Origin of the sequence: Rheinheimera sp. KL1, from assembly GCF_001275035.1 — a bacterium.
GTDB classification, from domain to species: Bacteria; Pseudomonadota; Gammaproteobacteria; order Enterobacterales; family Alteromonadaceae; genus Pararheinheimera; species Pararheinheimera tangshanensis.
The window spans coordinates 1-25,000 of sequence record NZ_LAMX01000036.1 but is presented as its reverse complement, the minus strand read 5'-3'; the positions used below and the strand labels follow the sequence as shown (position 1 = coordinate 25,000).

Genomic DNA, 25,000 nt, shown 5'->3' with positions numbered 1-25,000 from the left:
GAGATCGTCGCCTTGGTGAGCCATTACCTCACCAACTAGCTAATCCCACGTAGGCGCATCCGATAGCATGTGGCCCGAAGGTCCCACACTTTGGTCCGTAGACATTATGCGGTATTAACAGTCGTTTCCAACTGGTATCCCCCTCTATCGGGCAGCTTCCTACGCATTACTCACCCGTCCGCCGCTAGGTCCGAAAACCCCGCTCGACTTGCATGTGTTAGGCCTGCCGCCAGCGTTCAATCTGAGCCATGATCAAACTCTTCAATTAAAGTTTAATTGCTACCGAAGTAGCTGCTCAGTATCACTGACTTAAAACATATTTCTATGTAAGTCACTTCACTGATAGTTATTCTTTGTGCGATTGCTCGCTGCAGAATCTAAACCGTGAGTGCCCACACAGATGATTGATTGCTTATTGTTAAAGAGCAGTGCTTCACTTATGAAGCGAAAGTCGTTTATAATCAACGTCTTTCAGAATCTTTCGCTACAAACTATTTCGCTTTGGAAACCGTCTTCGCTGTCGATGGAGCGCATTATAGAGATCTCTGATTAAGCCGCAAGATCTTTTTTAAGAAAAGCTGTTCGACCGCTTAGTTTTTAACCTAATCCGGTTTTTATGCTTATTTCCCGTACAAAATTTGTTTAAAAAAACGGATCCTCGGCCGGATCCGAACGATCAAGCCATCAGAGAAAGGCCACAAAAGATCCTGTTTTAGCCACGGCATCTTTTTTGCTACTGCTTTTGCTATAGTGCCGCAGATGTAATGAAGCAAAAAGCTGAACTCAGCTATAGAGCCCTACTCTATATAGAAGAAGATGGAGAACGAACAGATGGTGCAGAAGCGCCCGGACTATCAGCCCTTGATCCTGCTGATAGAAGATAATCGTGAAGTCAGACTTGCAGCCCGTTTTGTGCTGGAAGATCTAGGCTATCGAGTTGAAGAGCTGGAAAACCCGGTACAAGCCCGCGATTGGTTGCAACACCAACTCCCTGATCTGATTTTGTTGGATATGAATTTTCAACTCGATACAACTTCAGGCGAAGAGGGATTGCGCTTGTTACGTTATCTGCAGCAACAGGAGTATGACATTCCCGTAGTAGCCATGACAGCTTGGTCCAATACTCAATTAGTAGTCCAAGCCATGCAGGCAGGTGCTGCTGATTTTATTGAAAAGCCGTGGAACAACCAGCGACTTCAACAGATTCTGCAGCAACAACTCAAGTTGTCTACTTTGACACGACAGAATAAAGCCCTGCACCAGCAGCTTGTGACACCAAAGATTGAGTTCGTTTGGCGCAGCAGTCAGATGTTGACACTGATGCAGCAGTTACAAACCGTAGCAGCTACAGAGGCAAATATCCTGCTGACCGGCGAAAATGGCACAGGCAAAAGCCAGTTAGCCCAGTGGCTACACCAACATTCTGCGCGTGCAAACGGCCCTTTGATTTCAGTGAATATGGCTGCTATCCCTGAATCTCTGTTTGAAAGCGAACTCTTTGGTCATAAAAAGGGCGCCTTTACCGATGCTAAAGAAGCTCGGACCGGGCGTTTTAGTCTGGCCAAAGGTGGTACCTTATTTCTGGATGAAATTGCCTGCCTTCCACTGGCACAACAAGCTAAGTTGTTACGAGTGTTGGAGTCTGGCCACTACGAAGCTATTGGATCCAGTCAAACTGAACAAAGTGATCTGCGTTTGATCGCCGCAACTAATGCTGACTTTTCCGTGTTAATCCAGCAGGGCCATTTCAGGCAGGATTTGTATTACAGGTTGAATACACTGGAATTTCGTATCCCTGCGCTACGTGAAAGACCTGAAGATATTGCTCCGCTGTGTCAATTTTTCCTACAAAAACATGGCCAGCGCTACCATAAACTAGATTTGACGATACATCACAGCGCCTTAAGCCGATTACAGCAGTATCAGTGGCCTGGCAATATCAGAGAACTGAGCCACCTGATCGAACGCGCCGTGTTGTTAAGCCAAAGCAAAGAGATCTCACTACAAGAATTAACCTTACCAGAGCCGCAACCCATACTGACGACTCAAGCAACGTCCCTGCCCATGATGACACTGGAGCAAGCTGAACTGGCTTTGATCCATCAGGCACTGCAACTTTGCCAGGGCAACAAACAAAAAACCGCTGAAAAACTGGGTATCACTAAATCCTCTTTGTACCGCAGGTTAGAAAGGTATGGTCTTGAAGTCTGACAGTATAGAAACGCAAAGTAACAGACAATCTCAGCTCATCGCTTTCATTAGTTTTGGGCTGGCTCTGCTGATTTGTTGGATCTGGAGCTATTGGTGGGTCTGGCTATGCAGTGGCTGTGCTTTTATTGTGATTAACAGATGGCAGTATCGCGCCAGACAACAGACTATCGCAGCCTTTCGTCGTACCAGTGTGCAGTTGGAAGCCATGCAAAATCAGGATTATGGTTTGCAGGCTAAAGCGGTTTTTCGTGCCGGCATTGCTGCACAGTTACAATGCCAGCTACAACAACTCAGTGAGCAGTTACAACAGCGAAAAAGTTATTTTGATGAACAGCAATTTTTGCTCTACCGACTGATTGATCAGTTAAACACACCCATTCTGGTATTTGATCACAAACAACAACTCAGTTATGCCAATAACGAATTCAGCCAATTGTTTGATCGTCCCTGGCAAAGCATGCGCCATGCTTCAGCACAAAGCCTCGGCTTGAATGCCTCACCACACTGGAACTTTGTTAATAAAGAAAAAGCAAACCAGTGGCAGATCCGCCAGAGTCGTTTCCTGGATCAAGGCCAGCGCCACCAATTGTTAGTGTTTATCAATATTCAGGCTGCGCTACGGGAAACTCAGTTACAGGCCTGGCAGCAGTTAATCCGGGTTCTGAGTCATGAAATTCATAATTCGCTGACACCAGTACAAAGTTTATCCGAGTATTTACAACATAAACTACCAGCGGGTCGGGAGCACGAAGCACTGGGTATCATCCGTGAGCGTAGCCAGCATTTACAAGAGTTTGTCAGCCGTTATGCAGAACTGAATAAAGAACTGCGGATCCAGCACCAGCAGATCAATGCCAGCCAGCTGTTTTACTCTTTGCAACTGCTCTTTCAGCAACATCAGCTCCAGGCGAAGGGTACAGATCTGGTATTTAACAGTGATCTGATGCTGTTACAGCAGGTACTCATTAATTTGATCAAGAACGCTATTGAAGCAAAAAGTCCTGCTGGCACCATTCAACTGAATTTCAGTCTACGAAACCAGCGTCTTGAAATTCAGCTTTTGGACAAAGGCACTGGCTTGACTAATCAGCAGGATTTGTTTGTGCCTTTTTACAGCACTAAACCACAAGGTCAAGGTATAGGTTTGGCTTTATGCAGGCAGATCATTGAACAGTTGGGCGGAGAATTAGTTCTGAACAACAGAACTGATGGTACAACAGGAGCATGCGCCACCATACTGCTGCCACAAAGTTAATTTCTATAAAAGCGTCCGGTTCCGGAATCAGATCGTCCGAATTCGGACGCTCCTCACAACTCATCTCTGTTATTAATAAAAATATCTATTTGAATTAGCAACTTAACCTTTGGCACATCCTTTGCTGATTTAATAAAGGTTTAGCTATATCGACATACACACCCTCACTGTCACCATTCGATCTAGCTTGGCTTGAATTCAATGATCAGATACAAGGCAAAAAATCAGTATGGATATCAAACGAGAAAAAACTCCTGCACTCTGGAAAAAACCAGTGTTAGTTTTGACCGCTCTGACTGCTTTAGTTCTGATGGGGACCTTATTCGCCTCTCCATCGTCTCAATACAAAGTGGCGCAATCCGGTTTATTACTGGGCACTGTCAAGCGTGGCGATCTGCAAGTGACAGTGGATGGTTATGGCGTACTGCGCTCAGATAAGCAAAAACTGATCAGCGCTTTAGCGCCAGCCACGGTAGAAGAAGTGGTATTAAAAGCGGGGGCTGTGGTTCAAGCTGATTCCATCATACTGCGATTGAGTGATCCAGATCTGATGCAACAGCTCGAAACAGCTAGCATGGCCACAGCACAAGAGCATGCCAATTTCCGTCGCCAACATTTAAACAACCAGCGGGACATTCTGACCGAAGAAGGTCGCTTTGCCGAGTTAGATGCGCGTTATCAAATGCTGGTATTACGTCACAGCGCTGAAGCTGAAATGGCAGCTCAAGGCATAGTTTCACAATTGAGTTTTCAGGCCACAGTGCTGGAAAAGTCTCAACTGGAAAAGCAGGTTGAGTTGCAAAAGCAGCGACTGGAGCAACTGAAGCTGGTCAATCAGGAGGCTTTGACTATTTCGCAAGAACAACTCAATCAGGCCATAGCCCGCGAGCAACGTTTAAAGCAGCGTTTTGAACAATTGACAGTGCGCGCAGGTATTGAAGGCGTTCTACAGCGCGTCCCGGTTGAACTTGGACAAAGTGTAACTGCAGGACAAGAACTAGCTTTGGTAGGCAGCGATAAAGACTTATTAGCACTCGTTCGGGTATCTCAGAGTAAAGCCGAGCAAATCCGGCCAGGTCAAAAAGCCCGAATTAACACCAGACGTGAACAAGCGGATGCAGTGGTTAGCAGGGTGACCCCTCAAGTTGTGGAAGGCACTATAGAAGTTGAGCTCACTTTTGTAGATGCAGTCCCCGCCTCCGCCCGCCCAGAACTGAATATAGATGCACAGATTTTTACCGCTGAACTAACCAATACTTTATATCTGGAACGCCCGGTGAATGGCCAAAGCCATAGCCAAACGCAATTGTTTAAGCTGGATCCAAAAACCGCTACGTTATCCGCCACTACGATACAGTTTGGCGACGAAGCCGGACGTTTTTTACAACTACAACAAGGCGCCTTAGAGGGCGAGCAATTCGTCCTGTCGGACATGACCGGATTTCAGGACGCCGACAGGATCAGCGTTGTTCGTTAACTACTAATTAGCAAAGGAACTTTTATGCAGCACCCCACTATTCTGATGCAAGGCATCACCAAAATTTTTGCCACAGATGAAATGGAAACCCATGCCTTAAGGGGCATAGACCTAACAATCAACTCTGGCGATTTCGTCTCCATTTGTGGTCCATCTGGTTGTGGTAAATCGACTCTATTGTCTTTGCTTGGCTTACTGGATATGCCTAGTAGCGGTAGCTATCAGATCGAAGGCAAAGAAGTCAGCGGCTTAAGCCTAAGCGAAGCGGCTTTTATTCGTAATGAGAAAATAGGTTTTATTTTTCAGTCTTTTAACTTGATAGATGAGCTGACTGTATTCGACAACATAGCCCTGCCGCTGCGCTATCGTCACCCATCTGTTACCAAAGCTCAAATTGAAGAACGTGTGATGACTTGCCTCAAAATCGTAGATATGGCGCACAGAGCAGGCCATAGACCGAACCAGTTATCCGGTGGGCAGCAGCAACGTATTGCGATAGCCCGTGCTTTGGTGGGAAACCCGGCTTTACTCTTAGTCGATGAGCCCACTGGTAACCTCGACTCCAGAAATGGCGACGCCGTAATGGATATGTTGTGTGAGCTGAATAACAAGGGCACGACCCTATGCATGGTAACGCACGACCCACGTTATGCCGATATGGCCAGCCGCAAACTGTATTTATTGGATGGGCGCATTCTGGATAGTGACGGTACACCAGTCCAGCAGCAACCCCCAGCTTTACGCCAGGTTGCAGCTCAGTAACCGTGCTATTGAGCGGCACAAGCCGACAAAAAAGGAGTGAAAGATGCAACTCAGCCGACTTTTTACATGCGGTATTAGCTTAAGCCTATTGGTCAGTTTACTGAATTTGTTGCCTGCCTTACGAAGTGTCTGGCCATTACAAAGCAGCTGGCTGTTATTGGCATTCGGTTTTTTACAATTAGTATGTCTGCTGGTTTTTGCACTGTTGGTTTCACTGCTGGAACAGAACCAAAGACAAATCAATGCCGGTCGGATATCTCCGGCACAAGGACAATAAGATGATTTCCAGCAAAGACTTCTCTACTGCGCTTTACAGGCTTAGCAAAGCCAAAGGGTATGCCGCCACTGTGGTACTGACGCTAGGATTAGCACTAGGTTCATTGGTTGCCATGTTTAATCTGAATTATCAGATCTTAGCGGCACCTCTGCCTTATGCGGACGAAGACCAGCTTGTGGTTGGTAGCACAGCCTGGCTGGAAAAAGACGGATCTGTAATGTACCCACGCGTGCTGCCGGTCGGTATATTCCGACAGCTTTATCCCAAGCCCTCAGAGCTTTTAAGCGATCAGGCACTTTTTAGCTTTTCTTACGTAGGTATGACACTGCGGGATCTGGCAAATAGCCCCCAAGTCCAGATTGCCTACACAACGCCAGGTTATATGCGGATGTTCCAAATGCCGCTGTTACATGGCAGGGCATTCAGCGCAGATGAAGATGTAGGTAGTCATCAACCTGTAGCCTTGCTTAGTGAAAAGATCTGGCGCGAACACTATCAGGCGGATCCAAACACTTTGGGTCGAACCGTACAGATAGGCAATCAGTCATTTAGAGTCATAGGCATTATTGCAGCTACTTTTCAGGAGCCCGCGCTGACAGGTCCGGCACGCAAAAATGATATCTGGTTACCTTGGGATTATGCTCCTGGCGCAAATGCTAGCCCTGGTGATATCAGCGGAGCTCACTTTTATTTGGCGAAACTGAAAGATGCCAGCTTACTTCAGGCGTTCGAGCAGGAGTTAAGGCCACAAATTCAGCAAAAATTTCAGGAGGCAGTTGCAGCAATTCCAGCTCAGGCTGGGCGCACTGCACGCTTTCATGCCGAACCATTGCGGCAAATGATGGACGGAGATAGCAGCAAAGCCACGCTGTCGATGCTGATCGGTAGTGTGCTGTTAGTGCTGATCGCTGCTGCTAATATTACCAACTTATTATTGTCCCACGCCGCCCGCCAGCAACGCAGCATGAGTATTCAGGCTGCACTCGGAGCGCAGCGACACCACCTATTGGGCGCAGTATTGGCTGAACTCACTTGGTTACTAACAGCAGCGCTGCTGGTCGCTTTTGTTGTAGCCGAAGGTGCTTATGCGTTGTTATGGGCTTATGCGGGTACCACTCTGCCGCGACTAAGCGAGCTGGGTATGGACTGGCCCACTTTGGCTTTTGCACTCTTGGTCAGTCTGCTGCTGGCTATTGGATTTGCGACCTTGATCAGCAGGCAAATCAACTACCAGGCGCTGCAACAAAACCTACAAAGCAGCGGCAAAGGCAATGGCGTGCAGATCAGCGGCCGAACACGGCAGTTGTTGATTGGCGCTCAGGTGATGCTGGCCGGCCTGCTGCTCATTTGTAGCGCACAGGTGCTGCTGCAGTCGTTACAACAACTGCGCCAGCAAGTAGGTTTTACCAGCAGTGATCGCTATCAAGTTACCATTGACGATACGACACCAGTACCGGATCCCAGCTTGCCACTAGAGCAACGACGCGCAGTGTATCGTCAACAAAAGGACGAGCTGATGCAGGTGCGTGATATTCTGCTACAACATCCGGCGGTACAGACAGCCTCAGTCAGCAATTATCCACCGATTTCTTTTGATGGTTATTATGGTTCGGCAAGTTTTATAGCTTCGCCAGATAGCCCGACTCAACTGCTATTCAGCCGGGCGGTGTATACCGATCAGTATTATTTGCCGCTGTTTGATATCAAGTTAGTGCAAGGTCGCAACTTCACAGCACAGGAAATCAGCTCACAAGCACTGGTGGTGATCATTAACCAGGCACTGGCACTGCAGCTGCGACCGGATGGTGACGTGGTTGGCCAGCGGCTTTATTCACCGGATGGCAGTCTCGCATTTGAAATTATAGGTGTAAGCCAGAATCATCAGTTGCCGGATCTCTGGTCACCGCATGAGACAGGCCGCAGTTACTTAACCCGCAACCTTGGCACTACAGCCAATCTGCAATTACAACTCAAACCAGGTATGCAGATTGACAAAACCGCCATCAACCAGGCAATGGCGCAGATCTCCGCCAACTATAGGGCAGCTAATATCTATAGCATTGAAGATAACATCGACAAGGTGCGACTACGTAACTATCTGACAGCTGCTACCACGACCACACTGGTGCTGCTGAGCTTCCTACTCGCTGCTATCGGTATTTATGGCGTGCTGAGTTACAGCGTGCAACAGCGTCGTTTTGAATTAGGTGTGCGAATGGCCCTTGGCGCTCGTCCAACGACTATTGTTCGCCAATTGCTGAGCGAAAATCTGAAACCTGTTTGTGCTGGTTTAGCAGTGGCGGCAGTGCTGCTGGCTATCCTCTGGCTTGGTCTGCGACACACAATGTTCACAGTGGAACTGTCAGCTGGCGGTTTTGTCCTGCCTCTTGCGCTGATAGTGCTGTTAACGCTACTGACATCGTTATTGTCGGTGTGGGGCATTATCCGCAAACCTGCTAATTATGCATTACGAGGACAATAACATGCAGTAGCACCGTCTACAGACAGCGGCTAAGCCGTTGACAGCGCTCTGTTCTGACCACTATTCCGGCGTTCGGCCTGACGCTACGCGCGTTGGGTTCGATCGCTCCATGACACTATAACGACTCTTGACCATCCGAATTGCGCTGGGTATACGCCCAGCTCTTCTGTTTCGCCAATCTCACACTGCGTTTTCACTATAAGCCATTCCAGCATTATTATTATGGTTGCAGCTGCGCAGGCTTGTCATCAAAGTTCGGGTAAGTTGGTCCGTTCCCTTGTTTGCAGGAGCTTGGCTATCGCGCTTTAAGCGCTCTTATTGCAATCGGTTTGTTAGTCATGCTTTGACATATTAACTATAAATGCGCCTGGTAAAACGCTGATCAACCAGATGTTCAGAAACGGGCAAGAGCAAGATTAATCGAAGGCGATTGAGGGACAAACAGGGTATGCACTCTTTTTACCACGAATAAATAGGCTTTCATTTAAGGGTGCATTTGTATCAGCCACTAAATTTGGACAAAAAAAAGGCCAGCTTACGCTGGCCTTTTTATTTGGAGTCTTACTTACTCAGCTGCTGTTTCTTCAGCTGGTAATGCAGCACCGGCCACTTCTGGACGGTCTACTAACTCGATGTAAGCCATTGGTGCGTTGTCGCCAGCACGGAAGCCACACTTCAGAATACGAGTGTAACCACCTGGACGGGCGTTATAACGTGGACCTAACACGTTAAATAACAAACCAACTACTTCTTTATCACGTGTACGAGCAAAAGCTAAACGGCGGTTTGCAACGCTATCATTTTTCGCCAGTGTAATCAGAGGCTCGATTACGCGACGTAACTCTTTTGCTTTTGGCAGAGTCGTTTTGATGATTTCGTGCTTCACCAACGAGCTAGCCATGTTGCGGAACATTGCAGTACGGTGACTGCTGTTCCGGTTTAACTGACGACCACTCTTGCGATGGCGCATGATCTATTCCTTCTTACTAAACCAGGAACTGGAATCTGGTTAGTCTTTATTTACCAAACTTGCTGGCGGCCAGTTTTCCAGGCGCATGCCTAAAGATAAACCGCGTGAAGCCAACACGTCTTTGATTTCGGTAAGCGACTTTTTACCCAGGTTAGGAGTCTTCAACAACTCAACCTCGGTACGTTGTACCAGATCACCGATGTACTGTATCTGCTCTGCTTTTAAGCAGTTAGCAGAACGAACTGTTAACTCTAAATCATCAACTGGACGTAACAGAATCGGATCGAACTCCGGTTTCTCTTCACGTTTTTCTGGTTCGCTCTTGTCGCGTAATTCTACGAAGAATTCCAGCTGTTCAGCCAAAATAGTCGCAGCACGACGAATTGCTTCCTCTGGCTCTACTGTGCCATTGGTTTCCATGTCGATAACTAGCTTGTCCAGGTCAGTACGCTGTTCTACACGAGCAGCTTCAACTGAGTAGGCAATACGCTCTACCGGGCTGAAAGATGCGTCCAGTAACAGACGACCAATTGGACGTTCGTCATCCTCTGAGGATACGCGGGCCGAAGCAGGAACATAACCACGACCACGTTGAACTTTCAGGCGCATACTGAATTCAGTTTCACCAGTCAGGTTGCATATTACGTGCTCTGGGTTAACGATCACTACACCGTCACCACGCTGGATATCACCAGCAGTTACAGGGCCAGCACCTTTCTTAGTTAAAGTCAGAGTGACTTCGTCTTTGTCTTCCAGGCGGACGGCTAAACCTTTCAGGTTCAGTAAAATATCAATGATATCTTCCTGAACACCTTCTTTGGCGCTGTACTCATGAAGAACGCCGTCGATCTCCACTTCGGTCACTGCACAACCTGGCATAGACGAAAGTAAAATACGACGCAACGCGTTGCCCAAGGTATGCCCGAAACCGCGCTCAAGTGGTTCCAAAGTAACTTTGGCACGAGTTGGGTTGATTTTTTCGATACCAACTAATCTCGGCTTAAGGAATTCGGTGACAGAACCCTGCATTTTATCCTCTCTTAAGAAAACGCCTTACTACTTAGAGTAAAGCTCGACGATTAACTGTTCGTTGATGTCAGCAGACAAGTCTGAACGCTCTGGAACACGTTTGAAAACGCCTTCCATCTTCTTGGTGTCTACTTCGATCCAAGTTGGTTTTTCGCGTTGTTCAGAAATCTCTAAAGCAGCAACGATACGCGCTTGCTTCTTCGCTTTCTCACGAACGGCGATCACTTGATCAGGTGACACAGCGTAAGATGGGATGTTTACCACAGCGCCATTAACCATAATAGCTTTGTGGCTTACTAACTGACGTGCTTCTGCACGCGTGCTAGCCAGACCCATGCGATAAACCACGTTGTCTAAACGGCCTTCAAGTAACTGAAGTAAGTTTTCGCCAGTGTTACCTTTCAAACGAGCAGCTTCTTTGTAATAGTTACGGAACTGCTTCTCTAATACGCCATAAATACGACGTACTTTTTGTTTTTCGCGTAATTGTAAACCGTAGTCTGATAAACGACCGCGACGAGCGCCGTGCTGACCAGGAGCAGTAGTTAAATTACACTTTGAATCAATTGCTCTAACGCCGCTTTTCAGGAACAGATCTGTACCTTCGCGACGACTTAACTTGAGCTTAGGACCCAAATATCTTGCCATCTTCTTTCTCCAATAATCCTAGAAGCGCTTATTACACGCGACGTTTTTTCGGTGGACGGCAACCATTGTGTGGAATTGGCGTCACGTCGGTGATATTCGTAATGCGGTAACCAGCTGCATTCAGAGCACGAATCGCTGATTCGCGGCCTGGACCTGGACCGTTTACAAACACTTCAAGGTTCTTCAGACCATATTCTAACGCGGCAGTACCAGCACGTTCAGCAGCAACCTGTGCAGCAAACGGCGTAGACTTACGCGAACCACGGAAACCTGAACCACCAGCAGTTGCCCAGCAAAGAGCGTTACCCTGGCGATCGGTGATCGTGACTATGGTGTTGTTGAAAGAGGCATGGATATGAGCCATACCGTCAGAAACTTGCTTTTTTACTCTTTTACGAGTACGAACTGGTGCTTTAGCCATGTTTTACCCCGTCCTATTTCTTAATAGCTTTGCGTGGGCCCTTGCGGGTACGCGCATTAGTTTTAGTGCGCTGACCACGAACAGGCAGACTACGACGGTGGCGTAAACCACGGTAACAACCCAGGTCCATTAAACGCTTGATGTTTAATGTAATCTCACGACGTAAGTCACCTTCTACAGTGTACTTACCTACTTCGTCACGAAGAGAGTCAAGCTCTGCGTCAGACAAAGAAGAGATTTTGCGAGTTTCTTCAATACCCACTGCAGCTAAGATAGCTTTTGAGCGGGTTTTACCGATACCAAAAACATACGTCAAAGAGATGACAGCATGTTTATTATCGGGGATGTTAATGCCAGCGATACGGGCCACTAACGTTCTCCTATAAAAGATTAAAAGGGTGCCGATTTGAAAAGCCCGTAAGGATACTCAAACGGCGGCCATATTGCAACAATAAGTCGGGGCTAGACTAAAAAGCCTAGCCCTGACCTATAATTTTTTCTGCTGTTAGCCTTGACGTTGCTTGTGCTTAGGCTCTACACAAATTACACGCACAACATTGTTGCGCTTGATAACTTTGCAGTTACGGCAGATCTTCTTAACGGAAGCTCGTACTTTCATGACTTAACTCCGCAAAATTACCTTAACGGCCGTAGCCTTAAGATTTGCCTTTTTAAGTACAGACTCATACTGATGAGACATCAGATGGGTTTGTACCTGTGCCATAAAGTCCATAATAACCACTACGATAATCAGTAAAGATGTACCGCCGAAGTAGAATTGCACATTCCATGCAACCATCATGAACTCAGGAACCAAACAGATAAAGGTGATATACGCCGCGCCAGCTAAGGTTAAACGTGTCATTACTTTATCAATGTATTTAGATGTCTGCTCACCAGGACGAATACCAGGGATGAAGGCACCAGACTTTTTCAGGTTGTCTGCTGTATCACGTGGGTTAAATACCAACGCAGTATAGAAGAAACAGAAAAAGATGATCGCAGCAGCATATAAAACCATATACAGCGGCTGACCCGGAGATAAGGTTAACGCCACTTCCTGTAGGAAGTTAGCAACCATACCTTCGCCTGACCCAAACCAGCTGGCAATTGTACCAGGGAACAGGATTATGCTTGAAGCAAAGATTGGTGGTATTACACCAGCCATATTGACCTTCAGAGGTAAGTGACTGCTTTGAGCAGCAAATACCTGACGGCCTTGTTGGCGTTTGGCGTAATTAACCACAATGCGACGTTGACCGCGTTCGAAGAAAACTACGAACCAAGTAACAGCCACAACAATGGCTCCAATCGCTAATAAAAGCAAAAAGTGCAAATCGCCTTGACGTGCCTGCTCAATCGTCTGACCAATGGCAGACGGGAAGCCAGCAACAATACCGGTGAAAATCAGCAACGAAATACCATTACCAATACCACGTTCAGTAATTTGCTCACCTAACCACATTAAAAACATGGTACCGGTGACCAAACTGATCACAGCAGTGATTGTAAAACCTAAACCTGGGTTTACTACTAAACCGGGCATCAGGTTTGGCAAACCGGTAGAGATACCGATTGCCTGGACTATTGCCAATCCTAAGGTACCGTAACGTGTATACTGATTGATTTTACGCTTGCCTGCCTCGCCTTCCTTCTTCAATTCAGCCAGCGTGGGATGAACCACGGTTAACAGCTGAACAATTATAGAAGCAGAAATATAAGGCATAATGCCAAGTGCAAATACAGATGCACGCTCAAGGGCGCCACCGCTGAACATGTTAAACATTTCAACGATGGTGCCTTTTTGTTGCTCGAATAATTGAGCCAGCACGGCGGCGTCAATTCCAGGAATTGGCACAAATGAGCCTAATCGAAAAACGATTATGGCCAAAAGTACGAACAACAGACGGGCTTTCAGCTCGCTGAAGCCGCCTTTTGCACTTTTTGTATCCGAACCTGGTTTTGCCATCGCGTACTATCCTTATTATTCTTCGACTTTGCCGCCAGCGGCTTCAATCGCAGCACGCGCACCTTTAGTTACGCTTAAGCCTTTAACTGTGACTGGACGAGTAATCTCACCAGACAACACAACTTTAGCGAATTTCACGGTACGAGAAATGATATTAGCTTCCATCAGGCTTGCTAAATCAGCTACATCACCAGCTACAGCTGCCAGCTCGTGTAAACGAACTTCAGCAGATACTAAGCCTTTGCGTGATGTAAAACCGAACTTAGGCAGACGTTGTTTCAGAGGCATTTGACCGCCTTCGAAACCTGGACGTACTTTACCGCCTGAGCGAGATTTCAAACCTTTATGACCACGACCACCAGTCTTGCCTAAGCCAGAACCGATACCACGACCTAAACGGCGTTTCTCTTTTTTAGCACCTGGTGCAGGAGATAACGTATTTAAAAACATTTATTACTCCTCCACTTTAACCATGTAATACACAGTGTTGATCATACCGCGCACTGAAGGTGTATCTTCCAGTGTGACAGTGTGACCAATACGGCGTAAGCCTAAACCTACTAAAGTCGCTTTGTGCTTCGGTAAACGACCGATGCTTGACTTAGTTTGGGTTACTGTAACAGTCTTTTTAGACATGGCAAATTACCCCAGAATGTCGTCAACGCGTAAGCCACGCTTCGCAGCAACCTGAGCTGGCGATTTGATCGCAGACAGGGCGTTGATAGTAGCGCGAACTACGTTGATTGGGTTGGTTGAGCCGTAGCACTTAGACAGAACGTTCTGTACACCTGCTACTTCTAACACTGCGCGCATTGCACCACCGGCGATGATACCAGTACCTTCAGACGCCGGCTGCATATACACGTTGGAACCAGCGTGGATACCTTTAACCGGGTGGTGAAGAGTGTTACCGTTTAACTCAACTTGAGTCATGTTACGACGAGCTTTTTCCATTGCTTTTTGAATAGCAGCTGGTACTTCACGCGCTTTACCGTAACCGAAACCGATACGACCATTACCGTCACCCACAACTGTTAAAGCGGTGAAGGAGAAAATCCGGCCACCTTTAACAACTTTGGAAACACGGTTAACAGCAACCAGCTTCTCTTGTAAATCAGATTGTTGTTTAGCTTCTACGTTAGCCATGATCTACTCCTAGAATTGAAGACCGGCTTCACGCGCCGCATCAGCTAATGCTTGCACACGACCGTGATACTGGAAACCGCTACGGTCAAAAGCACATTTACTGATGCCTTTAGCCACTGCACGTTCAGCAATCGCTTTACCTACAGCTTTAGCAGCGTCGATATTACCGGTGTACTTCAATGATTCACGGATTGATGCTTCAACAGTGGAAGCAGCAACAATCACTTCAGCATTTGGTGCGATAAGCTGGGCGTAAATGTGACGTGGTGTACGATGTACAACCAGGCGGTTCGCACCTTGTTCGATAATTGTTCTGCGAACGCGTTTAGCGCGGCGCAGACGAGCAAGTTTCTTATCCATCGTCCTACCCTACTTTTTCTTCGCTTCTTTACGACGCACGTTTTCGTTAGCGTAGCGAACACCTTTACCTTTATAAGGCTCTGGTTTACGGTACGCGCGGATGTTTGCAGCAACTTGACCAACTAATTGCTTGTCAGAACCTTTCACCAACACTTCTGTTTGAGAAGGTGTTTCGATCGTAATACCAGCTGGTACTTCGAACGCAACAGGGTGAGAAAAGCCCAGGCTCAGGTTTAACACTTTGCCTTCTGCTTTTGCACGGTAACCAACACCAACTAATTCCAGCTTTTGAGTGTAACCTTCGGTCACACCAATCACTAAATTGTTGATCAACGCGCGAGCGGTACCCGCTTGTGCGTCAGCGTTTGCGATGCCATCGCGAGGAGTCGTACGCAGTACGTTACCTTCAACAACAACTTCGACTGCAGGGTTAACGTTCAACGTTAACTCGCCATTTTTACCCTTTACTGTCAGGTTTTGGCCATTCAGTGTAATTGTTACACCTGCAGGAACCGTGACGGGGGCCTTAGCAACACGAGACATAGTTACCCTCCGTTACGCTACATAGCCGATGATTTCACCACCGATACCAACCTTGCGCGCGGCACGGTCAGTCATTAGCCCTTTAGATGTAGACACGATAGCCACACCTAAACCACCCATTACTTTTGGTAACTCGCCGCGTTTCTTATAGATACGCAGACCTGGACGGCTAACACGATCGATAGTTTCAATTACTGATTTGCCCTGGAAATACTTTAACGTAACTTCCAGCTCTGCCTTAACATCAGCAGATACAACGAAATCTTCGATGTAACCTTCGTCTTTTAATACTTTCGCGATGGCAACCTTCAATTTTGAAGATGGCATCTTAACCGCAAACTTTTTGGCAGCTTGGCCGTTGCGGATGCGAGTAAACATATCCGCTACTGGATCTTGCATGCTCATAGCTGTTACTCCCGTGATTCTTACCAGCTAGCCTTACGAAGGCCAGGAATTTCACCGCGCATCGCTGCTTCACGTACCTTGATCCGGCTCATGCCAAATTTACGAAGATAACCGTGAGGACGACCTGTTACACGACAACGATTACGTTGACGCGAAGGGCTTGAATCACGCGGTAACGACTGCAACTTCAGAACTGCTGCCCAACGGTCTTCGTCAGAAGTCGCCGGATTTGCAATCAGATCTCTCAGTGCATGACGTTGCTCAGCGTATTTGGCTACCAGTACCGCACGCTTTGCTTCGCGCGCTTTCATTGATTGTTTTGCCATGACCCTACACCTTATTTCTTGAATGGGAAGTTAAACGCGGCAAGTAATGCACGCCCTTCATCATCAGTACGAGCTGTAGTAGTGATAGTGATATCTAAACCACGTACCGCATCTACTTTATCGTAATCGATTTCAGGGAATATAATTTGCTCACGAACGCCCATGCTGTAGTTACCACGGCCGTCAAACGACTTAGGATTCACACCGCGGAAGTCGCGGATACGAGGAATAGCAATAGATACTAAACGCTCGAAGAAATCCCACATACGTTCGCCACGCAGGGTCACTTTTGCACCAATAGGGTAGCCTTCACGGATTTTGAAACCAGCTACTGATTTACGAGCCTTGGTCACCAATGGCTTTTGGCCAGAGATAGCAGTTAAATCTGCTACTGCGTTCTCAAGGATCTTCTTATCAGCTACTGCTTCACCCACACCCATGTTCAGTGTGATTTTAACAATCCGAGGGACTTGCATGACGCTCGTGTAGCCGAACTGTTTAAACAGCTCTGGAACTACGGTGTCTTTATAAATTTCATGCAGTTTCGCCATCGTATTACTCCAATAGCAATTAAATTACTTCGTTATTCGATTTGAAGAAGCGAACTTTTTTGCCATCTTCAAAACGGAAACCTACACGATCAGCCTTTCCAGTTTTTGGATTGAAGATCGCTACATTTGAAACGTGAATTGAGGCTTCTTTCTCAACGATGCCACCTGGGGTGTTCAACGCTGGGATTGGCTTCTGGTGCTTCTTAACGAAATTAACGCCAGAAACATAAACACGGCCTTCAGCTACTAAAACTTTCAGAACCTTGCCAGTTTTGCCTTTGTCCTTACCAGTAAGAACAATAACCTCATCATCACGACGGATTTTATTAGCCATTGTGACTCCTTACAGTACTTCTGGGGCCAGGGATACGATCTTCATGAACTTATCGCCACGAAGTTCGCGCGTTACCGGTCCAAAAATACGTGTACCGATCGGTTCCAGCTTGGCGTTTAATAACACCGCTGCATTGCGATCAAAACGGATTAATGACCCGTCCTGACGACGTACGCCTTTGCGTGTACGCACCACCACAGCATTCAGAACGTCACCTTTTTTGACCTTACCGCGAGGAATTGCTTCCTTAACGGTGATCTTGATAACGTCACCAATTGCTGCATAACGGCGATGCGAACCACCTAAGACCTTAATACACATTACGCTGCGCGCGCCGCTGTTGTCTGCGACTTCCAGCATAGATTGCATCTGGATCATCTTAGTGCTCCGCTATTCCACTACTATAACCCTCTCGGGTTACGCTGCTTTCGACTATAAACTACCCCCAACAAAAGGGCGCGTGATTATAACAGCACTTTTGTACAAATGGTAGCCTTTAGTCAAACGAGAAAAAAACGGCCCCGAAGGGCCGTTTTCGCTTACATCTTAATCATTAAGATGCAGATTCGACGACAGAAACCAGAGTCCATGACTTCGTCTTGGACAGAGGACGGCATTCGCGAATAGTCACGATGTCGCCTTCTTTACACTGATTTGTTTCATCATGTACGTGCAGTTTGGTAGTACGTGTAATGAATTTCCCATAGATTGGGTGCTTCACGTGACGTTCGATAGCAACAGTAATAGACTTATCCATTTTGTTGCTGATCACTTTACCTTGCAGGGTACGGGTGTTTTTTTCGCTCATTAGGCACCTGCCTTCTCGGTTAAGATAGTCTTAACACGCGCGATATCGCGACGCACTTGCTTTAACAAATGAGTCTGAGCCAGCTGACCTGTAGCTGCTTGCATGCGCAGGTTAAACTGCTCACGTAATAAGCCCAGTAATTCAGCGTTTAACTCTTCAACGCTTTTTACTTTCAGTTCGCTTGCTTTCATTACAATACCGTCCGCGTTACAAAGGTTGTCTTAAATGGAAGTTTGGCTGAAGCCAATGCAAATGCATGACGAGCCAGCTCTTCCGACACACCGTCCATTTCATAAAGGACTTTGCCAGGTTTAATCTGACAAACCCAATATTCCACGCTACCTTTACCACTACCCATACGAACTTCGAGTGGTTTTTCCGTCATTGGCTTGTCCGGGAACACGCGGATCCAGATTTTACCAACACGTTTAACGGCACGAGTCATGGCACGACGTGCAGATTCAATTTGACGTGAAGTCATTTGACCACGTTCAGTTGCTTTAAGTGCATAAGTACCGAAACTGACTTTGTCGCCTACCAGCGCCATGCCACGGTTACGTCCTTTGTGCACTTTACGAAATTTAGTACGTTTTGGTTGCAACATCGCTCAATACTCCTACTTAGCCTTGCGCGGAGCCGGTTTTTTCGGCGCCTTAGGCTGTTTGTCGTTGTTGGCGTTCGCGTTGTTGTTCAATGGCAGAGCTCCTAAGATCTCGCCTTTGAAAATCCAAACTTTCACACCAATGATACCGTAAGTAGTTAAAGCTTCTGATGTTGAGTAATCGATATCAGCACGCAGAGTGTGCAGTGGCACACGGCCTTCACGATACCATTCATCACGAGCAATCTCAGCACCGCCTAAACGGCCGCTGACCTGAACTTTGATACCTTTAGCGCCTAAACGCATTGCATTTTGTACCGCACGCTTCATAGCGCGACGGAACATAACACGACGTTCCAGCTGGCTGCTGATTGAATCAGCAACTAATTTGGCATCTAATTCCGGCTTACGGATTTCAGAGATATTGATCTGTGCAGGCACACCAGCGATAGTCGCTACGGCTTTGCGCAGTTTCTCAACGTCTTCACCTTTTTTACCGATGATCACGCCTGGACGAGCAGTGTGAATAGTCACACGGATGCTTTTCGCAGGACGTTCAATATCGATCCGGCTTACTGAAGCGGCTTTCAGTTCTTTTGTCAGATACTGACGAACTTTAAAGTCACCAACCAGGAAGTCCGGGAAGTCTTTTGTATTCGCGTACCAGGTTGAGCTCCAAGGCTTAGTGATACCTAGGCGAATACCATTAGGATGTACTTTCTGTCCCATTTCTCACTCCTAGTTATCAGCTACAACCACAGTAATGTGGCTGGTACGCTTGACGATACGGTCAGCACGGCCTTTAGCACGTGGCTTAATCCGCTTCATTGACGGACCTTCGTCAACAAACACAGTTTTCACTTTTAAAGTGTCGATATCGGCACCTTCGTTGTGTTCTGCGTTCGCAATGGCTGATAAAAGAACCTTTTTAACTAACTCAGCCGCTTTTTTCGGGCTGTAAGTTAAAACATTCAACGCCTTATCAACTGACAGGCCGCGGATTTGGTCAGCGACCAAACGAGCTTTCTGTGCAGAAGAACGGGCAAATTTGTGTTTAGCTAATGCTTCCATTTATTTACCCCTTAGCGCTTCTTGGCCTTTTTGTCGGCTGCGTGACCACGGTAAGTACGAGTAGGTGAGAACTCACCTAACTTGTGACCGACCATCTCTTCTGAGACAAGTACTGGTACATGCTGACGACCATTATGGACAGCGATGGTCAAACCGATCATTTGTGGAATGATCATTGAACGACGGCTCCAAGTCTTAATAGGCTTCTTGTCACCGCTTTCCAACGCTTTCTCTACCTTCTTCAACAAGTGAAGGTCGATAAATGGACCTTTCTTGAGAGAACGTGGCATGGCAATTCCTCACATTAAATTATTTGTCACGACGACGGACAATGAACTTGTCAGTACGCTTGTTCGAACGGGTTTTGTAACCTTTGGTCGGTACGCCCCATGGTGTAACCGGATGACGGCCACCAGAAGTTTTACCTTCACCACCACCGTGAGGGTGGTCTACCGGGTTCATTACCACACCACGCACTGTTGGGCGGATCCCGCGCCAACGCATCGCACCGGCTTTACCGTATTGACGCAGCATGTGTTCGGCGTTGCCGATTTCGCCGATAGTTGCACGGCAGTCAGCCAGAACTTTGCGCATTTCACCGCTGCGTAAACGCAGAGTTACGTACGCGCCGTCACGCGCCAGGATCTGGGCGAATGCACCAGCTGAACGCATTAATTGGCCGCCTTTACCAGGCTTCAATTCGACGTTGTGGACGATTTGGCCCACTGGGATGTTGCGCAGTGGCATAGTATTACCAGATTTAATTGGTGAATCTAAGCCTGACTGTACTGTATCGCCCGCTTTTAAGCCTTTTGGGGCCAGGATGTAACGACGCTCGCCGTCTGCGTATAACACCAGAGCGATGTTAGCAGTACGGTTTGGATCGTATTCCAGGCGCTCAACTTTAGCTGGGATACCATCTTTATTACGTTTGAAATCAACCAGACGGTAGTGTTGCTTATGACCACCACCGATATGGCGAGTAGTAATACGACCGTGGTTGTTACGACCACCAGTTTTAGTATTCTTCTCTAACAAAGGTGCGTATGGCTTGCCTTTGTACAGGTCTGGGTTCACGACTTTTAAGACGTGACGACGACCAGGTGACGTAGGTTTACACTTAACAAGTGCCATTTCCTAACTCCTCTAATTACTCAGCGCCGCCAACAAAATCAAGTTCGCTGCCTTCTTTAAGAGTCACGTAAGCTTTTTTCCAATCGCTACGCTGACCAGTACGCATACCAGTGCGCTTAGTCTTGCCCTTAACATTAACAGTGCGAACACCAACAACTTCTACTTCAAATAATTTTTGAACAGCAGCTTTGATGTCAGCTTTAGTAGCAGTAGTAGCTACCTTGAACACGATAGTGTTGTTGGTTTCTGCCGCAATTGTGCTCTTTTCAGACACGTGCGGAGCCAGAATCACTTTCAGTAAACGTTCTTCACGGATCATGCTAACATCTCCTCGATTTGCTTAACTGCAGCAGCAGTCATGACAACTTTGTCGAAGGCGATTAAGCTGACTGGGTCGATACCGTGAACATCACGTACGTCAACCTTGTACAGGTTGCGTGCTGATAAGAACAGGTTTTCGTCAACTTCGTCAGTCACGATTAAAACGTCTTTCAGTTCCATCGCTTTTAACTTAGCTGTTAGTTCTTTCGTTTTCGGAGTTTCAACAACAAAGTTTTCAACTACGATTAAACGTTCTTGACGAACTAATTCAGACAAAATGCTCATGATCGCGCCACGATACATCTTTCTGTTTACTTTTTGGCTGTGATCTTGTGGCTTAGCCGCAAACGTCACACCACCGCCACGCCATATTGGGCTACGGATTGTACCAGCACGGGCACGACCTGTACCCTTCTGGCGCCATGGCTTCTTACCGCCACCGCGTACTTCTGAACGTGTCAGTTGAGCACGTGTACCTTGACGGGCACCAGCTGCGTAAGCAACTACTACCTGGTGTACCAATGCTTCGTTGAACTCACGTCCAAAGGTAGCTTCGGAAACTTCAAGAACGCCTTTAGCGTCTCTTAATGCTAATTCCATCACTCATCTCCTCCAGACGTTAGCCTTTGACCGCAGGTTTAACAATCACATCACCACCGATAGCACCAGGGACAGCGCCCTTCACTAACAGGATGTTGCGAGCTGCGTCTACACGTACAACTTCCAAAGATTGGACTGTTACACGCTCAGCACCCATGTGTCCGGCCATTTTTTTACCTTTGAATACTTTACCTGGTGATTGGTTTTGACCAATAGAACCTGGTACACGGTGAGATAAAGAGTTACCGTGCGTAGCATCCTGAGTACGGAAATTCCAGCGCTTAACAGTACCGGCAAAACCTTTACCTTTTGATGTGCCAACGACATCAACTTTTTTCGTCTCTGCGAAAACTTCAACAGTAATCTCGCTACCAACAGCGATGTCAGCACCTTCGTTATCCTGCAGGCGGAATTCCCACAGACCACGACCAGCTTCGACACCAGCTTTTGCAAACTGACCAGCTTCTGGCTTGTTCAGGCGAGAAGCCTTCACTGTGCCAGCAGTCACTTGCAGTGCGCTATAGCCATGAACGTCTTGCGTTTTAATGGCAGTAACGCGGTTTGGTGTTGCTTCGATTACGGTTACTGGAATTGATACGCCATCTTCAGTGAAGATGCGGGTCATTCCCACTTTACGACCGATTAGACCGATAGCCATATCCTAAACCTCTCTAAAAACCTGTCTGATTAGCCCAGGCTGATTTGAACGTCAACGCCAGCAGGCAGATCTAAACGCATCAGAGCATCAACAGTCTTTTCTGTTGGTTCAACGATGTCGATTAAACGCTTGTGGGTACGGATTTCGTACTGGTCACGTGCATCTTTATTCACGTGAGGAGAAATCAATACAGTGAAACGTTCCTGGCGAGTCGGAAGTGGGATAGGACCACGAACCTGCGCGCCCGTACGCTTAGCTGTGTCAACGATTTCCATAGTTGACTGATCGATCAAACGGTGATCGAACGCTTTCAGACGGATGCGAATCCTTTGATTACTCATAAACCAAAGCCTCAAAGAGCAAAAAGAGCAAAATAAAACAGAAGCTTTCTGACCCATCGCTAGATGGAAGAATGCCCCTGCACCAATGTAACGTTTGCTCCCCAATCGGGAGCACTGTTGTCGTTAACCAATTCAATTGCTGGTTAACCCGCCTGCCAAAGTTATGGCTGGCCGCGCATTATACTCAACTGATGGAGAAAGACAACCCCTGCTGAATAATTAAACAGCAGGGGCAATTTTATGATCAGCTAAAGAACTAAAAGTAGTCAGAACAGCTTTGGTTCTGCGGATGACAACTCTGCAGGGAACTGCTCAATCAAGCTGAACAGACTCTCGATACGGGGTAATACTCTGCTGTAGTAAAACTTAGCTTTCAGCTGTTTAGACTTTATAAAATCCTCAGCATGCTTTGCGCTATCCAGCGAGGCTTCCATCTTGTCCCACATAAAGGCATAAAGCAGATAACCAGTTAAATCCAGATAGTCATTTGCGATCCAGGATAAAAGTTCAGGTTGAGCTTTAGCCCTCTCTAATAAGGAAAGTGTTGCTGATTCAAAACGCTGCGCAGCAGCATTGATTTGTTTGCTCGCTGAACCAGCTAAGCCTACCGACAATTCACGTATCAGATCGAACAACACTGCGCCTTGATCCGATGCTACTTTACGCAACATAAAGTCAGCGGCTTGTATACCGTTGGTACCTTCATAGATTTGCGCAATACGAACATCACGCACTAACTGCTCCATGCCCCACTCACGGATATAACCGTGGCCACCAAATACCTGTTGCGCGGTTACGCAAGCATCCAAGCCTCTGTCCGTCATAAAGGCTTTCGTCACAGGCGTTAACAAATTGGCTCGGGCCTGAGCCTTGGCATCTTGTGCAAATTTCGCCTGATCCAATAGGTGCCCAACATAAACGCTAAAGGTCCTGCCCGCTTCATTGATACTGCTGATATTCAGCAACATACGTTTGACGTCAGGGTGGCCAATAATAGGATCGGCTTTATTACCATCTTTAGTCGCTGTTCTGCCTTGCAGCCGATCATTAGAATAAGCAAGTGCATTCTGGTAAGCGCGCTCCGCTGCACCTAAACCCTGACTACCCATAGCCAGACGTTCATAGTTCATCATGGTGAACATACAAGCCAGGCCTTTATGCGGCTCACCAATCAGGTAACCTTCAGCGCCATCAAAATTCATCACACAAGTGGCCGAACCATGAATACCCATCTTATGTTCAACTGAACTACAAATCAGGCTATTACGCTGCCCCAGATTTCCGCTTGCATCTACTTTAAACTTGGGCACCAGAAATAAAGAAATACCACGGCTGCCAGCTGGTGCATCCGGTAACTTAGCTAGCACCAAATGAATGATGTTGTCCGTTAAATCGTGCTCACCTGCTGTGATAAAGATTTTCTCGCCACTGATCCGGTAGCTGCCATCACCAGCTGGTTCAGCTTTTGTGCGCATAATACCTAAGTCAGAACCGGCATGTGATTCGGTCAAACACATAGTACCGGACCATTCGCCGCTGTATAACTTTGGCAGATACAAAGCTTTAGTTGCTTCATCGGCATGTTGTAATAAAGCTACGCACGCGCCTGCAGTGAGGCCTGGGTATAAAGAGAAGGCGATATCAGCACTACACATCATCTCGTCGTACAAACCTGACAAGCTTTTCGGCATGCCCATACCACCATATTCGGGGTCGCCGGACAAACCAGTCCAGCCGCCTTCGCATAGTAACTGATAACATTCTTTATAATGAGTGGGAGTAGTCACTACACCTGACACACAAGAAACACCTTGTTCATCAGCAGCTGCGGCTAAAGGTGCGATTTTTTCGGCAGTAATTTTTGCAGCTTCTTCCAGAATGGCAGCGGCAGTATCGGTATCAATCAGCTCAGCTAACTCAGTTTGTTGCTGCCAGAATTGTTGAACTTGCCAGACATCAAATAGTTGAAACGACATATCGGCCAGCGGCGCCTGATAGTGACTCACAATAACTCTCCTTGAAAAACCCTAATGGTCGGATGAGTTAGTTCTAGCATGTTCATCAAGCAAATTCAAACAAACGTTTGAATTACTGACAGAGATCCTGATTTGGTTTGTATACGTGGCGTGACGACAGCATTTCATTTACTACAATGGGGAAATAAAAAATTGTCTGGAACAATTTTTAACATCGGAGCGCAGCGACGATGGCCCGGCAGGGTTGATTCCATGGATTGGAATCAATAAAAAAAGGCCCCGAAGGGCCTTTTTCAAAGTTCTGACAATTAAGCCAGTACTTTA

35 protein-coding genes and 1 rRNA gene (1 of these 36 cut by a window edge) are annotated in these 25,000 nt (G+C 47.1%); 6 read left to right on the top strand and 30 right to left on the bottom strand.

Features of this window, described 5'->3' with window-relative positions:
- Positions 1-268, bottom strand: a 16S ribosomal RNA gene (locus WH43_RS18765); it reaches 1,255 nt to the left of the window's first position.
- A 563-nt stretch (positions 269-831) separates the two neighbouring features.
- Here WH43_RS18765 and WH43_RS18760 point away from each other — a divergent pair.
- From WH43_RS18760 to WH43_RS18735, 6 genes are all read left to right on the top strand, one after another.
- On the top strand, positions 832-2,211 hold the full coding sequence (locus WH43_RS18760) for a sigma-54-dependent transcriptional regulator (RefSeq protein ID WP_053426082.1): 1,380 nt from the start codon (positions 832-834) through the stop codon (positions 2,209-2,211).
- Positions 2,201-3,466 carry a sensor histidine kinase gene (locus WH43_RS18755; protein WP_286050017.1) on the top strand — a complete coding sequence of 422 codons (1,266 nt, stop codon included), beginning with the start codon at positions 2,201-2,203 and terminating at the stop codon, positions 3,464-3,466. The genes WH43_RS18760 and WH43_RS18755 overlap by 11 nt, the downstream gene beginning before the upstream one ends.
- Positions 3,467-3,695: 229 nt before the next feature.
- Positions 3,696-4,943 carry an HlyD family secretion protein gene (locus WH43_RS18750; RefSeq protein WP_053426080.1) on the top strand — a complete coding sequence of 416 codons (1,248 nt, stop codon included), beginning with the start codon at positions 3,696-3,698 and terminating at the stop codon, positions 4,941-4,943.
- Between the two features lie 24 nt (positions 4,944-4,967).
- Positions 4,968-5,705, top strand: coding sequence for an ABC transporter ATP-binding protein (locus WH43_RS18745; protein ID WP_053426079.1), 738 nt, complete (start codon positions 4,968-4,970; stop codon positions 5,703-5,705).
- Between the two features lie 43 nt (positions 5,706-5,748).
- On the top strand, positions 5,749-5,982 hold the full coding sequence (locus WH43_RS18740; RefSeq protein WP_053426078.1) for a hypothetical protein: 234 nt from the start codon (positions 5,749-5,751) through the stop codon (positions 5,980-5,982).
- 1 nt (position 5,983) lies between these two features.
- Positions 5,984-8,464 carry an ABC transporter permease gene (locus WH43_RS18735; protein WP_053426077.1) on the top strand — a complete coding sequence of 827 codons (2,481 nt, stop codon included), beginning with the start codon at positions 5,984-5,986 and terminating at the stop codon, positions 8,462-8,464.
- 565 nt (positions 8,465-9,029) lie between these two features.
- Here the strand turns inward: WH43_RS18735 and rplQ are convergent.
- From rplQ to WH43_RS18595, 29 genes are all read right to left on the bottom strand, one after another.
- On the bottom strand, positions 9,030-9,434 hold the full coding sequence (gene rplQ / locus WH43_RS18730; RefSeq protein WP_008899095.1) for a 50S ribosomal protein L17: 405 nt from the start codon (positions 9,432-9,434) through the stop codon (positions 9,030-9,032).
- A 39-nt stretch (positions 9,435-9,473) separates the two neighbouring features.
- Positions 9,474-10,463, bottom strand: a complete 990-nt coding sequence (locus WH43_RS18725) for a DNA-directed RNA polymerase subunit alpha (RefSeq protein WP_031568298.1) — start codon at positions 10,461-10,463, stop codon at positions 9,474-9,476.
- A 27-nt stretch (positions 10,464-10,490) separates the two neighbouring features.
- Positions 10,491-11,111 carry a 30S ribosomal protein S4 gene (rpsD, locus tag WH43_RS18720; RefSeq protein WP_053426076.1) on the bottom strand — a complete coding sequence of 207 codons (621 nt, stop codon included), beginning with the start codon at positions 11,109-11,111 and terminating at the stop codon, positions 10,491-10,493.
- A 31-nt stretch (positions 11,112-11,142) separates the two neighbouring features.
- The gene (gene rpsK, locus WH43_RS18715) at positions 11,143-11,532 is read right to left on the bottom strand and encodes a 30S ribosomal protein S11 (protein ID WP_008899098.1); all 390 of its coding nucleotides are present in this window, start codon (positions 11,530-11,532) and stop codon (positions 11,143-11,145) included.
- Between the two features lie 13 nt (positions 11,533-11,545).
- Positions 11,546-11,902 carry a 30S ribosomal protein S13 gene (rpsM, locus tag WH43_RS18710; protein ID WP_040555062.1) on the bottom strand — a complete coding sequence of 119 codons (357 nt, stop codon included), beginning with the start codon at positions 11,900-11,902 and terminating at the stop codon, positions 11,546-11,548.
- Between the two features lie 135 nt (positions 11,903-12,037).
- Positions 12,038-12,151 (bottom strand): 50S ribosomal protein L36, encoded by a 114-nt coding sequence (gene rpmJ / locus WH43_RS19935; RefSeq protein ID WP_082335860.1) that lies wholly within the window; start codon positions 12,149-12,151, stop codon positions 12,038-12,040.
- Between the two features lie 3 nt (positions 12,152-12,154).
- Positions 12,155-13,501: a preprotein translocase subunit SecY gene (gene secY, locus WH43_RS18705; RefSeq protein WP_053426075.1), complete on the bottom strand. Its 1,347-nt coding sequence runs from the start codon at positions 13,499-13,501 to the stop codon at positions 12,155-12,157.
- Between the two features lie 15 nt (positions 13,502-13,516).
- Complete coding sequence (rplO, locus tag WH43_RS18700) at positions 13,517-13,951, bottom strand: 50S ribosomal protein L15 (RefSeq protein WP_053426074.1); 435 nt, start codon at positions 13,949-13,951, stop codon at positions 13,517-13,519.
- 3 nt (positions 13,952-13,954) lie between these two features.
- Positions 13,955-14,137 carry a 50S ribosomal protein L30 gene (rpmD, locus tag WH43_RS18695; protein ID WP_053426073.1) on the bottom strand — a complete coding sequence of 61 codons (183 nt, stop codon included), beginning with the start codon at positions 14,135-14,137 and terminating at the stop codon, positions 13,955-13,957.
- A gap of 6 nt (positions 14,138-14,143) precedes the next feature.
- Positions 14,144-14,647 (bottom strand): 30S ribosomal protein S5, encoded by a 504-nt coding sequence (gene rpsE / locus WH43_RS18690; protein WP_008899103.1) that lies wholly within the window; start codon positions 14,645-14,647, stop codon positions 14,144-14,146.
- Positions 14,648-14,656: 9 nt separating this feature from the next.
- Positions 14,657-15,007, bottom strand: coding sequence for a 50S ribosomal protein L18 (gene rplR, locus WH43_RS18685; RefSeq protein ID WP_053426072.1), 351 nt, complete (start codon positions 15,005-15,007; stop codon positions 14,657-14,659).
- Between the two features lie 9 nt (positions 15,008-15,016).
- Positions 15,017-15,550: a 50S ribosomal protein L6 gene (rplF, locus tag WH43_RS18680; protein ID WP_053426071.1), complete on the bottom strand. Its 534-nt coding sequence runs from the start codon at positions 15,548-15,550 to the stop codon at positions 15,017-15,019.
- 12 nt (positions 15,551-15,562) lie between these two features.
- Positions 15,563-15,955 carry a 30S ribosomal protein S8 gene (gene rpsH, locus WH43_RS18675; RefSeq protein WP_053426070.1) on the bottom strand — a complete coding sequence of 131 codons (393 nt, stop codon included), beginning with the start codon at positions 15,953-15,955 and terminating at the stop codon, positions 15,563-15,565.
- Between the two features lie 20 nt (positions 15,956-15,975).
- Positions 15,976-16,281 carry a 30S ribosomal protein S14 gene (gene rpsN, locus WH43_RS18670; RefSeq protein WP_053426069.1) on the bottom strand — a complete coding sequence of 102 codons (306 nt, stop codon included), beginning with the start codon at positions 16,279-16,281 and terminating at the stop codon, positions 15,976-15,978.
- Between the two features lie 11 nt (positions 16,282-16,292).
- Complete coding sequence (gene rplE / locus WH43_RS18665; RefSeq protein ID WP_053426068.1) at positions 16,293-16,832, bottom strand: 50S ribosomal protein L5; 540 nt, start codon at positions 16,830-16,832, stop codon at positions 16,293-16,295.
- A gap of 19 nt (positions 16,833-16,851) precedes the next feature.
- Positions 16,852-17,166, bottom strand: a complete 315-nt coding sequence (gene rplX / locus WH43_RS18660; protein WP_053426067.1) for a 50S ribosomal protein L24 — start codon at positions 17,164-17,166, stop codon at positions 16,852-16,854.
- Positions 17,167-17,175: 9 nt separating this feature from the next.
- Positions 17,176-17,544, bottom strand: coding sequence for a 50S ribosomal protein L14 (gene rplN, locus WH43_RS18655; protein ID WP_053426066.1), 369 nt, complete (start codon positions 17,542-17,544; stop codon positions 17,176-17,178).
- A gap of 175 nt (positions 17,545-17,719) precedes the next feature.
- On the bottom strand, positions 17,720-17,974 hold the full coding sequence (rpsQ, locus tag WH43_RS18650) for a 30S ribosomal protein S17 (protein WP_053426065.1): 255 nt from the start codon (positions 17,972-17,974) through the stop codon (positions 17,720-17,722).
- On the bottom strand, positions 17,974-18,165 hold the full coding sequence (rpmC, locus tag WH43_RS18645; RefSeq protein ID WP_008899112.1) for a 50S ribosomal protein L29: 192 nt from the start codon (positions 18,163-18,165) through the stop codon (positions 17,974-17,976). Before rpmC ends, rpsQ begins: the two co-directional genes overlap by 1 nt.
- A complete protein-coding gene (gene rplP, locus WH43_RS18640; protein WP_053426064.1) occupies positions 18,165-18,578 on the bottom strand; it encodes a 50S ribosomal protein L16 in 414 nt (137 codons plus the stop codon). The genes rpmC and rplP overlap by 1 nt, the downstream gene beginning before the upstream one ends.
- Positions 18,579-18,590: 12 nt before the next feature.
- Entirely contained in the window at positions 18,591-19,304 is a 714-nt protein-coding gene (gene rpsC, locus WH43_RS18635; RefSeq protein ID WP_053426063.1) for a 30S ribosomal protein S3, read from the bottom strand.
- A 9-nt stretch (positions 19,305-19,313) separates the two neighbouring features.
- Complete coding sequence (rplV, locus tag WH43_RS18630; RefSeq protein WP_053426062.1) at positions 19,314-19,646, bottom strand: 50S ribosomal protein L22; 333 nt, start codon at positions 19,644-19,646, stop codon at positions 19,314-19,316.
- Between the two features lie 11 nt (positions 19,647-19,657).
- A complete protein-coding gene (rpsS, locus tag WH43_RS18625) occupies positions 19,658-19,936 on the bottom strand; it encodes a 30S ribosomal protein S19 (protein WP_053426061.1) in 279 nt (92 codons plus the stop codon).
- Positions 19,937-19,955: 19 nt separating this feature from the next.
- A complete protein-coding gene (gene rplB, locus WH43_RS18620) occupies positions 19,956-20,780 on the bottom strand; it encodes a 50S ribosomal protein L2 (protein WP_053426060.1) in 825 nt (274 codons plus the stop codon).
- A gap of 16 nt (positions 20,781-20,796) precedes the next feature.
- A complete protein-coding gene (rplW, locus tag WH43_RS18615; RefSeq protein WP_008899118.1) occupies positions 20,797-21,099 on the bottom strand; it encodes a 50S ribosomal protein L23 in 303 nt (100 codons plus the stop codon).
- A complete protein-coding gene (rplD, locus tag WH43_RS18610) occupies positions 21,096-21,701 on the bottom strand; it encodes a 50S ribosomal protein L4 (protein WP_008899119.1) in 606 nt (201 codons plus the stop codon). The genes rplW and rplD overlap by 4 nt, the downstream gene beginning before the upstream one ends.
- Before the next feature lie 19 nt (positions 21,702-21,720).
- Entirely contained in the window at positions 21,721-22,359 is a 639-nt protein-coding gene (gene rplC / locus WH43_RS18605; RefSeq protein WP_053426059.1) for a 50S ribosomal protein L3, read from the bottom strand.
- Positions 22,360-22,388: 29 nt separating this feature from the next.
- Positions 22,389-22,700 (bottom strand): 30S ribosomal protein S10, encoded by a 312-nt coding sequence (gene rpsJ / locus WH43_RS18600; protein ID WP_008899121.1) that lies wholly within the window; start codon positions 22,698-22,700, stop codon positions 22,389-22,391.
- A 266-nt stretch (positions 22,701-22,966) separates the two neighbouring features.
- Positions 22,967-24,706, bottom strand: a complete 1,740-nt coding sequence (locus WH43_RS18595; RefSeq protein WP_053426058.1) for an acyl-CoA dehydrogenase family protein — start codon at positions 24,704-24,706, stop codon at positions 22,967-22,969.
- Between the last annotated feature and the right edge of the window lie 294 nt (positions 24,707-25,000).

What these genes read in the sequence shown, in the direction of transcription:
- WH43_RS18735 (WP_053426077.1), top strand. Translation starts at nt 5,984, where the DNA reads ATGATTTCCAGCAAAGACTTCTCTACTGCGCTTTACAGGCTTAGCAAA.
- rplR (WP_053426072.1), bottom strand. Translation starts at nt 15,007, where the DNA reads ATGGATAAGAAACTTGCTCGTCTGCGCCGCGCTAAACGCGTTCGCAGA.
- rplF (WP_053426071.1), bottom strand. Translation starts at nt 15,550, where the DNA reads ATGTCTCGTGTTGCTAAGGCCCCCGTCACGGTTCCTGCAGGTGTAACA.
- WH43_RS18760 (WP_053426082.1), top strand. Translation starts at nt 832, where the DNA reads ATGGTGCAGAAGCGCCCGGACTATCAGCCCTTGATCCTGCTGATAGAA.
- rpsD (WP_053426076.1), bottom strand. Translation starts at nt 11,111, where the DNA reads ATGGCAAGATATTTGGGTCCTAAGCTCAAGTTAAGTCGTCGCGAAGGT.
- rpmC (WP_008899112.1), bottom strand. Translation starts at nt 18,165, where the DNA reads ATGAAAGCAAGCGAACTGAAAGTAAAAAGCGTTGAAGAGTTAAACGCT.
- rpsC (WP_053426063.1), bottom strand. Translation starts at nt 19,304, where the DNA reads ATGGGACAGAAAGTACATCCTAATGGTATTCGCCTAGGTATCACTAAG.
- WH43_RS18745 (WP_053426079.1), top strand. Translation starts at nt 4,968, where the DNA reads ATGCAGCACCCCACTATTCTGATGCAAGGCATCACCAAAATTTTTGCC.
- rpsN (WP_053426069.1), bottom strand. Translation starts at nt 16,281, where the DNA reads ATGGCAAAACAATCAATGAAAGCGCGCGAAGCAAAGCGTGCGGTACTG.
- rpsE (WP_008899103.1), bottom strand. Translation starts at nt 14,647, where the DNA reads ATGGCTAACGTAGAAGCTAAACAACAATCTGATTTACAAGAGAAGCTG.
- rplB (WP_053426060.1), bottom strand. Translation starts at nt 20,780, where the DNA reads ATGGCACTTGTTAAGTGTAAACCTACGTCACCTGGTCGTCGTCACGTC.
- rplC (WP_053426059.1), bottom strand. Translation starts at nt 22,359, where the DNA reads ATGGCTATCGGTCTAATCGGTCGTAAAGTGGGAATGACCCGCATCTTC.
- rpmD (WP_053426073.1), bottom strand. Translation starts at nt 14,137, where the DNA reads ATGTCTAAAAAGACTGTTACAGTAACCCAAACTAAGTCAAGCATCGGT.
- rpsQ (WP_053426065.1), bottom strand. Translation starts at nt 17,974, where the DNA reads ATGAGCGAAAAAAACACCCGTACCCTGCAAGGTAAAGTGATCAGCAAC.
- rplP (WP_053426064.1), bottom strand. Translation starts at nt 18,578, where the DNA reads ATGTTGCAACCAAAACGTACTAAATTTCGTAAAGTGCACAAAGGACGT.
- WH43_RS18740 (WP_053426078.1), top strand. Translation starts at nt 5,749, where the DNA reads ATGCAACTCAGCCGACTTTTTACATGCGGTATTAGCTTAAGCCTATTG.
- rplW (WP_008899118.1), bottom strand. Translation starts at nt 21,099, where the DNA reads ATGATCCGTGAAGAACGTTTACTGAAAGTGATTCTGGCTCCGCACGTG.
- rplN (WP_053426066.1), bottom strand. Translation starts at nt 17,544, where the DNA reads ATGATCCAGATGCAATCTATGCTGGAAGTCGCAGACAACAGCGGCGCG.
- rplO (WP_053426074.1), bottom strand. Translation starts at nt 13,951, where the DNA reads ATGTTTTTAAATACGTTATCTCCTGCACCAGGTGCTAAAAAAGAGAAA.
- rpsS (WP_053426061.1), bottom strand. Translation starts at nt 19,936, where the DNA reads ATGCCACGTTCTCTCAAGAAAGGTCCATTTATCGACCTTCACTTGTTG.
- rplX (WP_053426067.1), bottom strand. Translation starts at nt 17,166, where the DNA reads ATGGCTAATAAAATCCGTCGTGATGATGAGGTTATTGTTCTTACTGGT.
- rpsK (WP_008899098.1), bottom strand. Translation starts at nt 11,532, where the DNA reads ATGGCTAAAGCACCAGTTCGTACTCGTAAAAGAGTAAAAAAGCAAGTT.
- rpmJ (WP_082335860.1), bottom strand. Translation starts at nt 12,151, where the DNA reads ATGAAAGTACGAGCTTCCGTTAAGAAGATCTGCCGTAACTGCAAAGTT.
- rplD (WP_008899119.1), bottom strand. Translation starts at nt 21,701, where the DNA reads ATGGAATTAGCATTAAGAGACGCTAAAGGCGTTCTTGAAGTTTCCGAA.
- rplE (WP_053426068.1), bottom strand. Translation starts at nt 16,832, where the DNA reads ATGGCGAAACTGCATGAAATTTATAAAGACACCGTAGTTCCAGAGCTG.
- rplV (WP_053426062.1), bottom strand. Translation starts at nt 19,646, where the DNA reads ATGGAAGCATTAGCTAAACACAAATTTGCCCGTTCTTCTGCACAGAAA.
- WH43_RS18750 (WP_053426080.1), top strand. Translation starts at nt 3,696, where the DNA reads ATGGATATCAAACGAGAAAAAACTCCTGCACTCTGGAAAAAACCAGTG.
- rplQ (WP_008899095.1), bottom strand. Translation starts at nt 9,434, where the DNA reads ATGCGCCATCGCAAGAGTGGTCGTCAGTTAAACCGGAACAGCAGTCAC.
- WH43_RS18725 (WP_031568298.1), bottom strand. Translation starts at nt 10,463, where the DNA reads ATGCAGGGTTCTGTCACCGAATTCCTTAAGCCGAGATTAGTTGGTATC.
- secY (WP_053426075.1), bottom strand. Translation starts at nt 13,501, where the DNA reads ATGGCAAAACCAGGTTCGGATACAAAAAGTGCAAAAGGCGGCTTCAGC.
- rpsJ (WP_008899121.1), bottom strand. Translation starts at nt 22,700, where the DNA reads ATGAGTAATCAAAGGATTCGCATCCGTCTGAAAGCGTTCGATCACCGT.
- rpsH (WP_053426070.1), bottom strand. Translation starts at nt 15,955, where the DNA reads ATGAGCATGCAAGATCCAGTAGCGGATATGTTTACTCGCATCCGCAAC.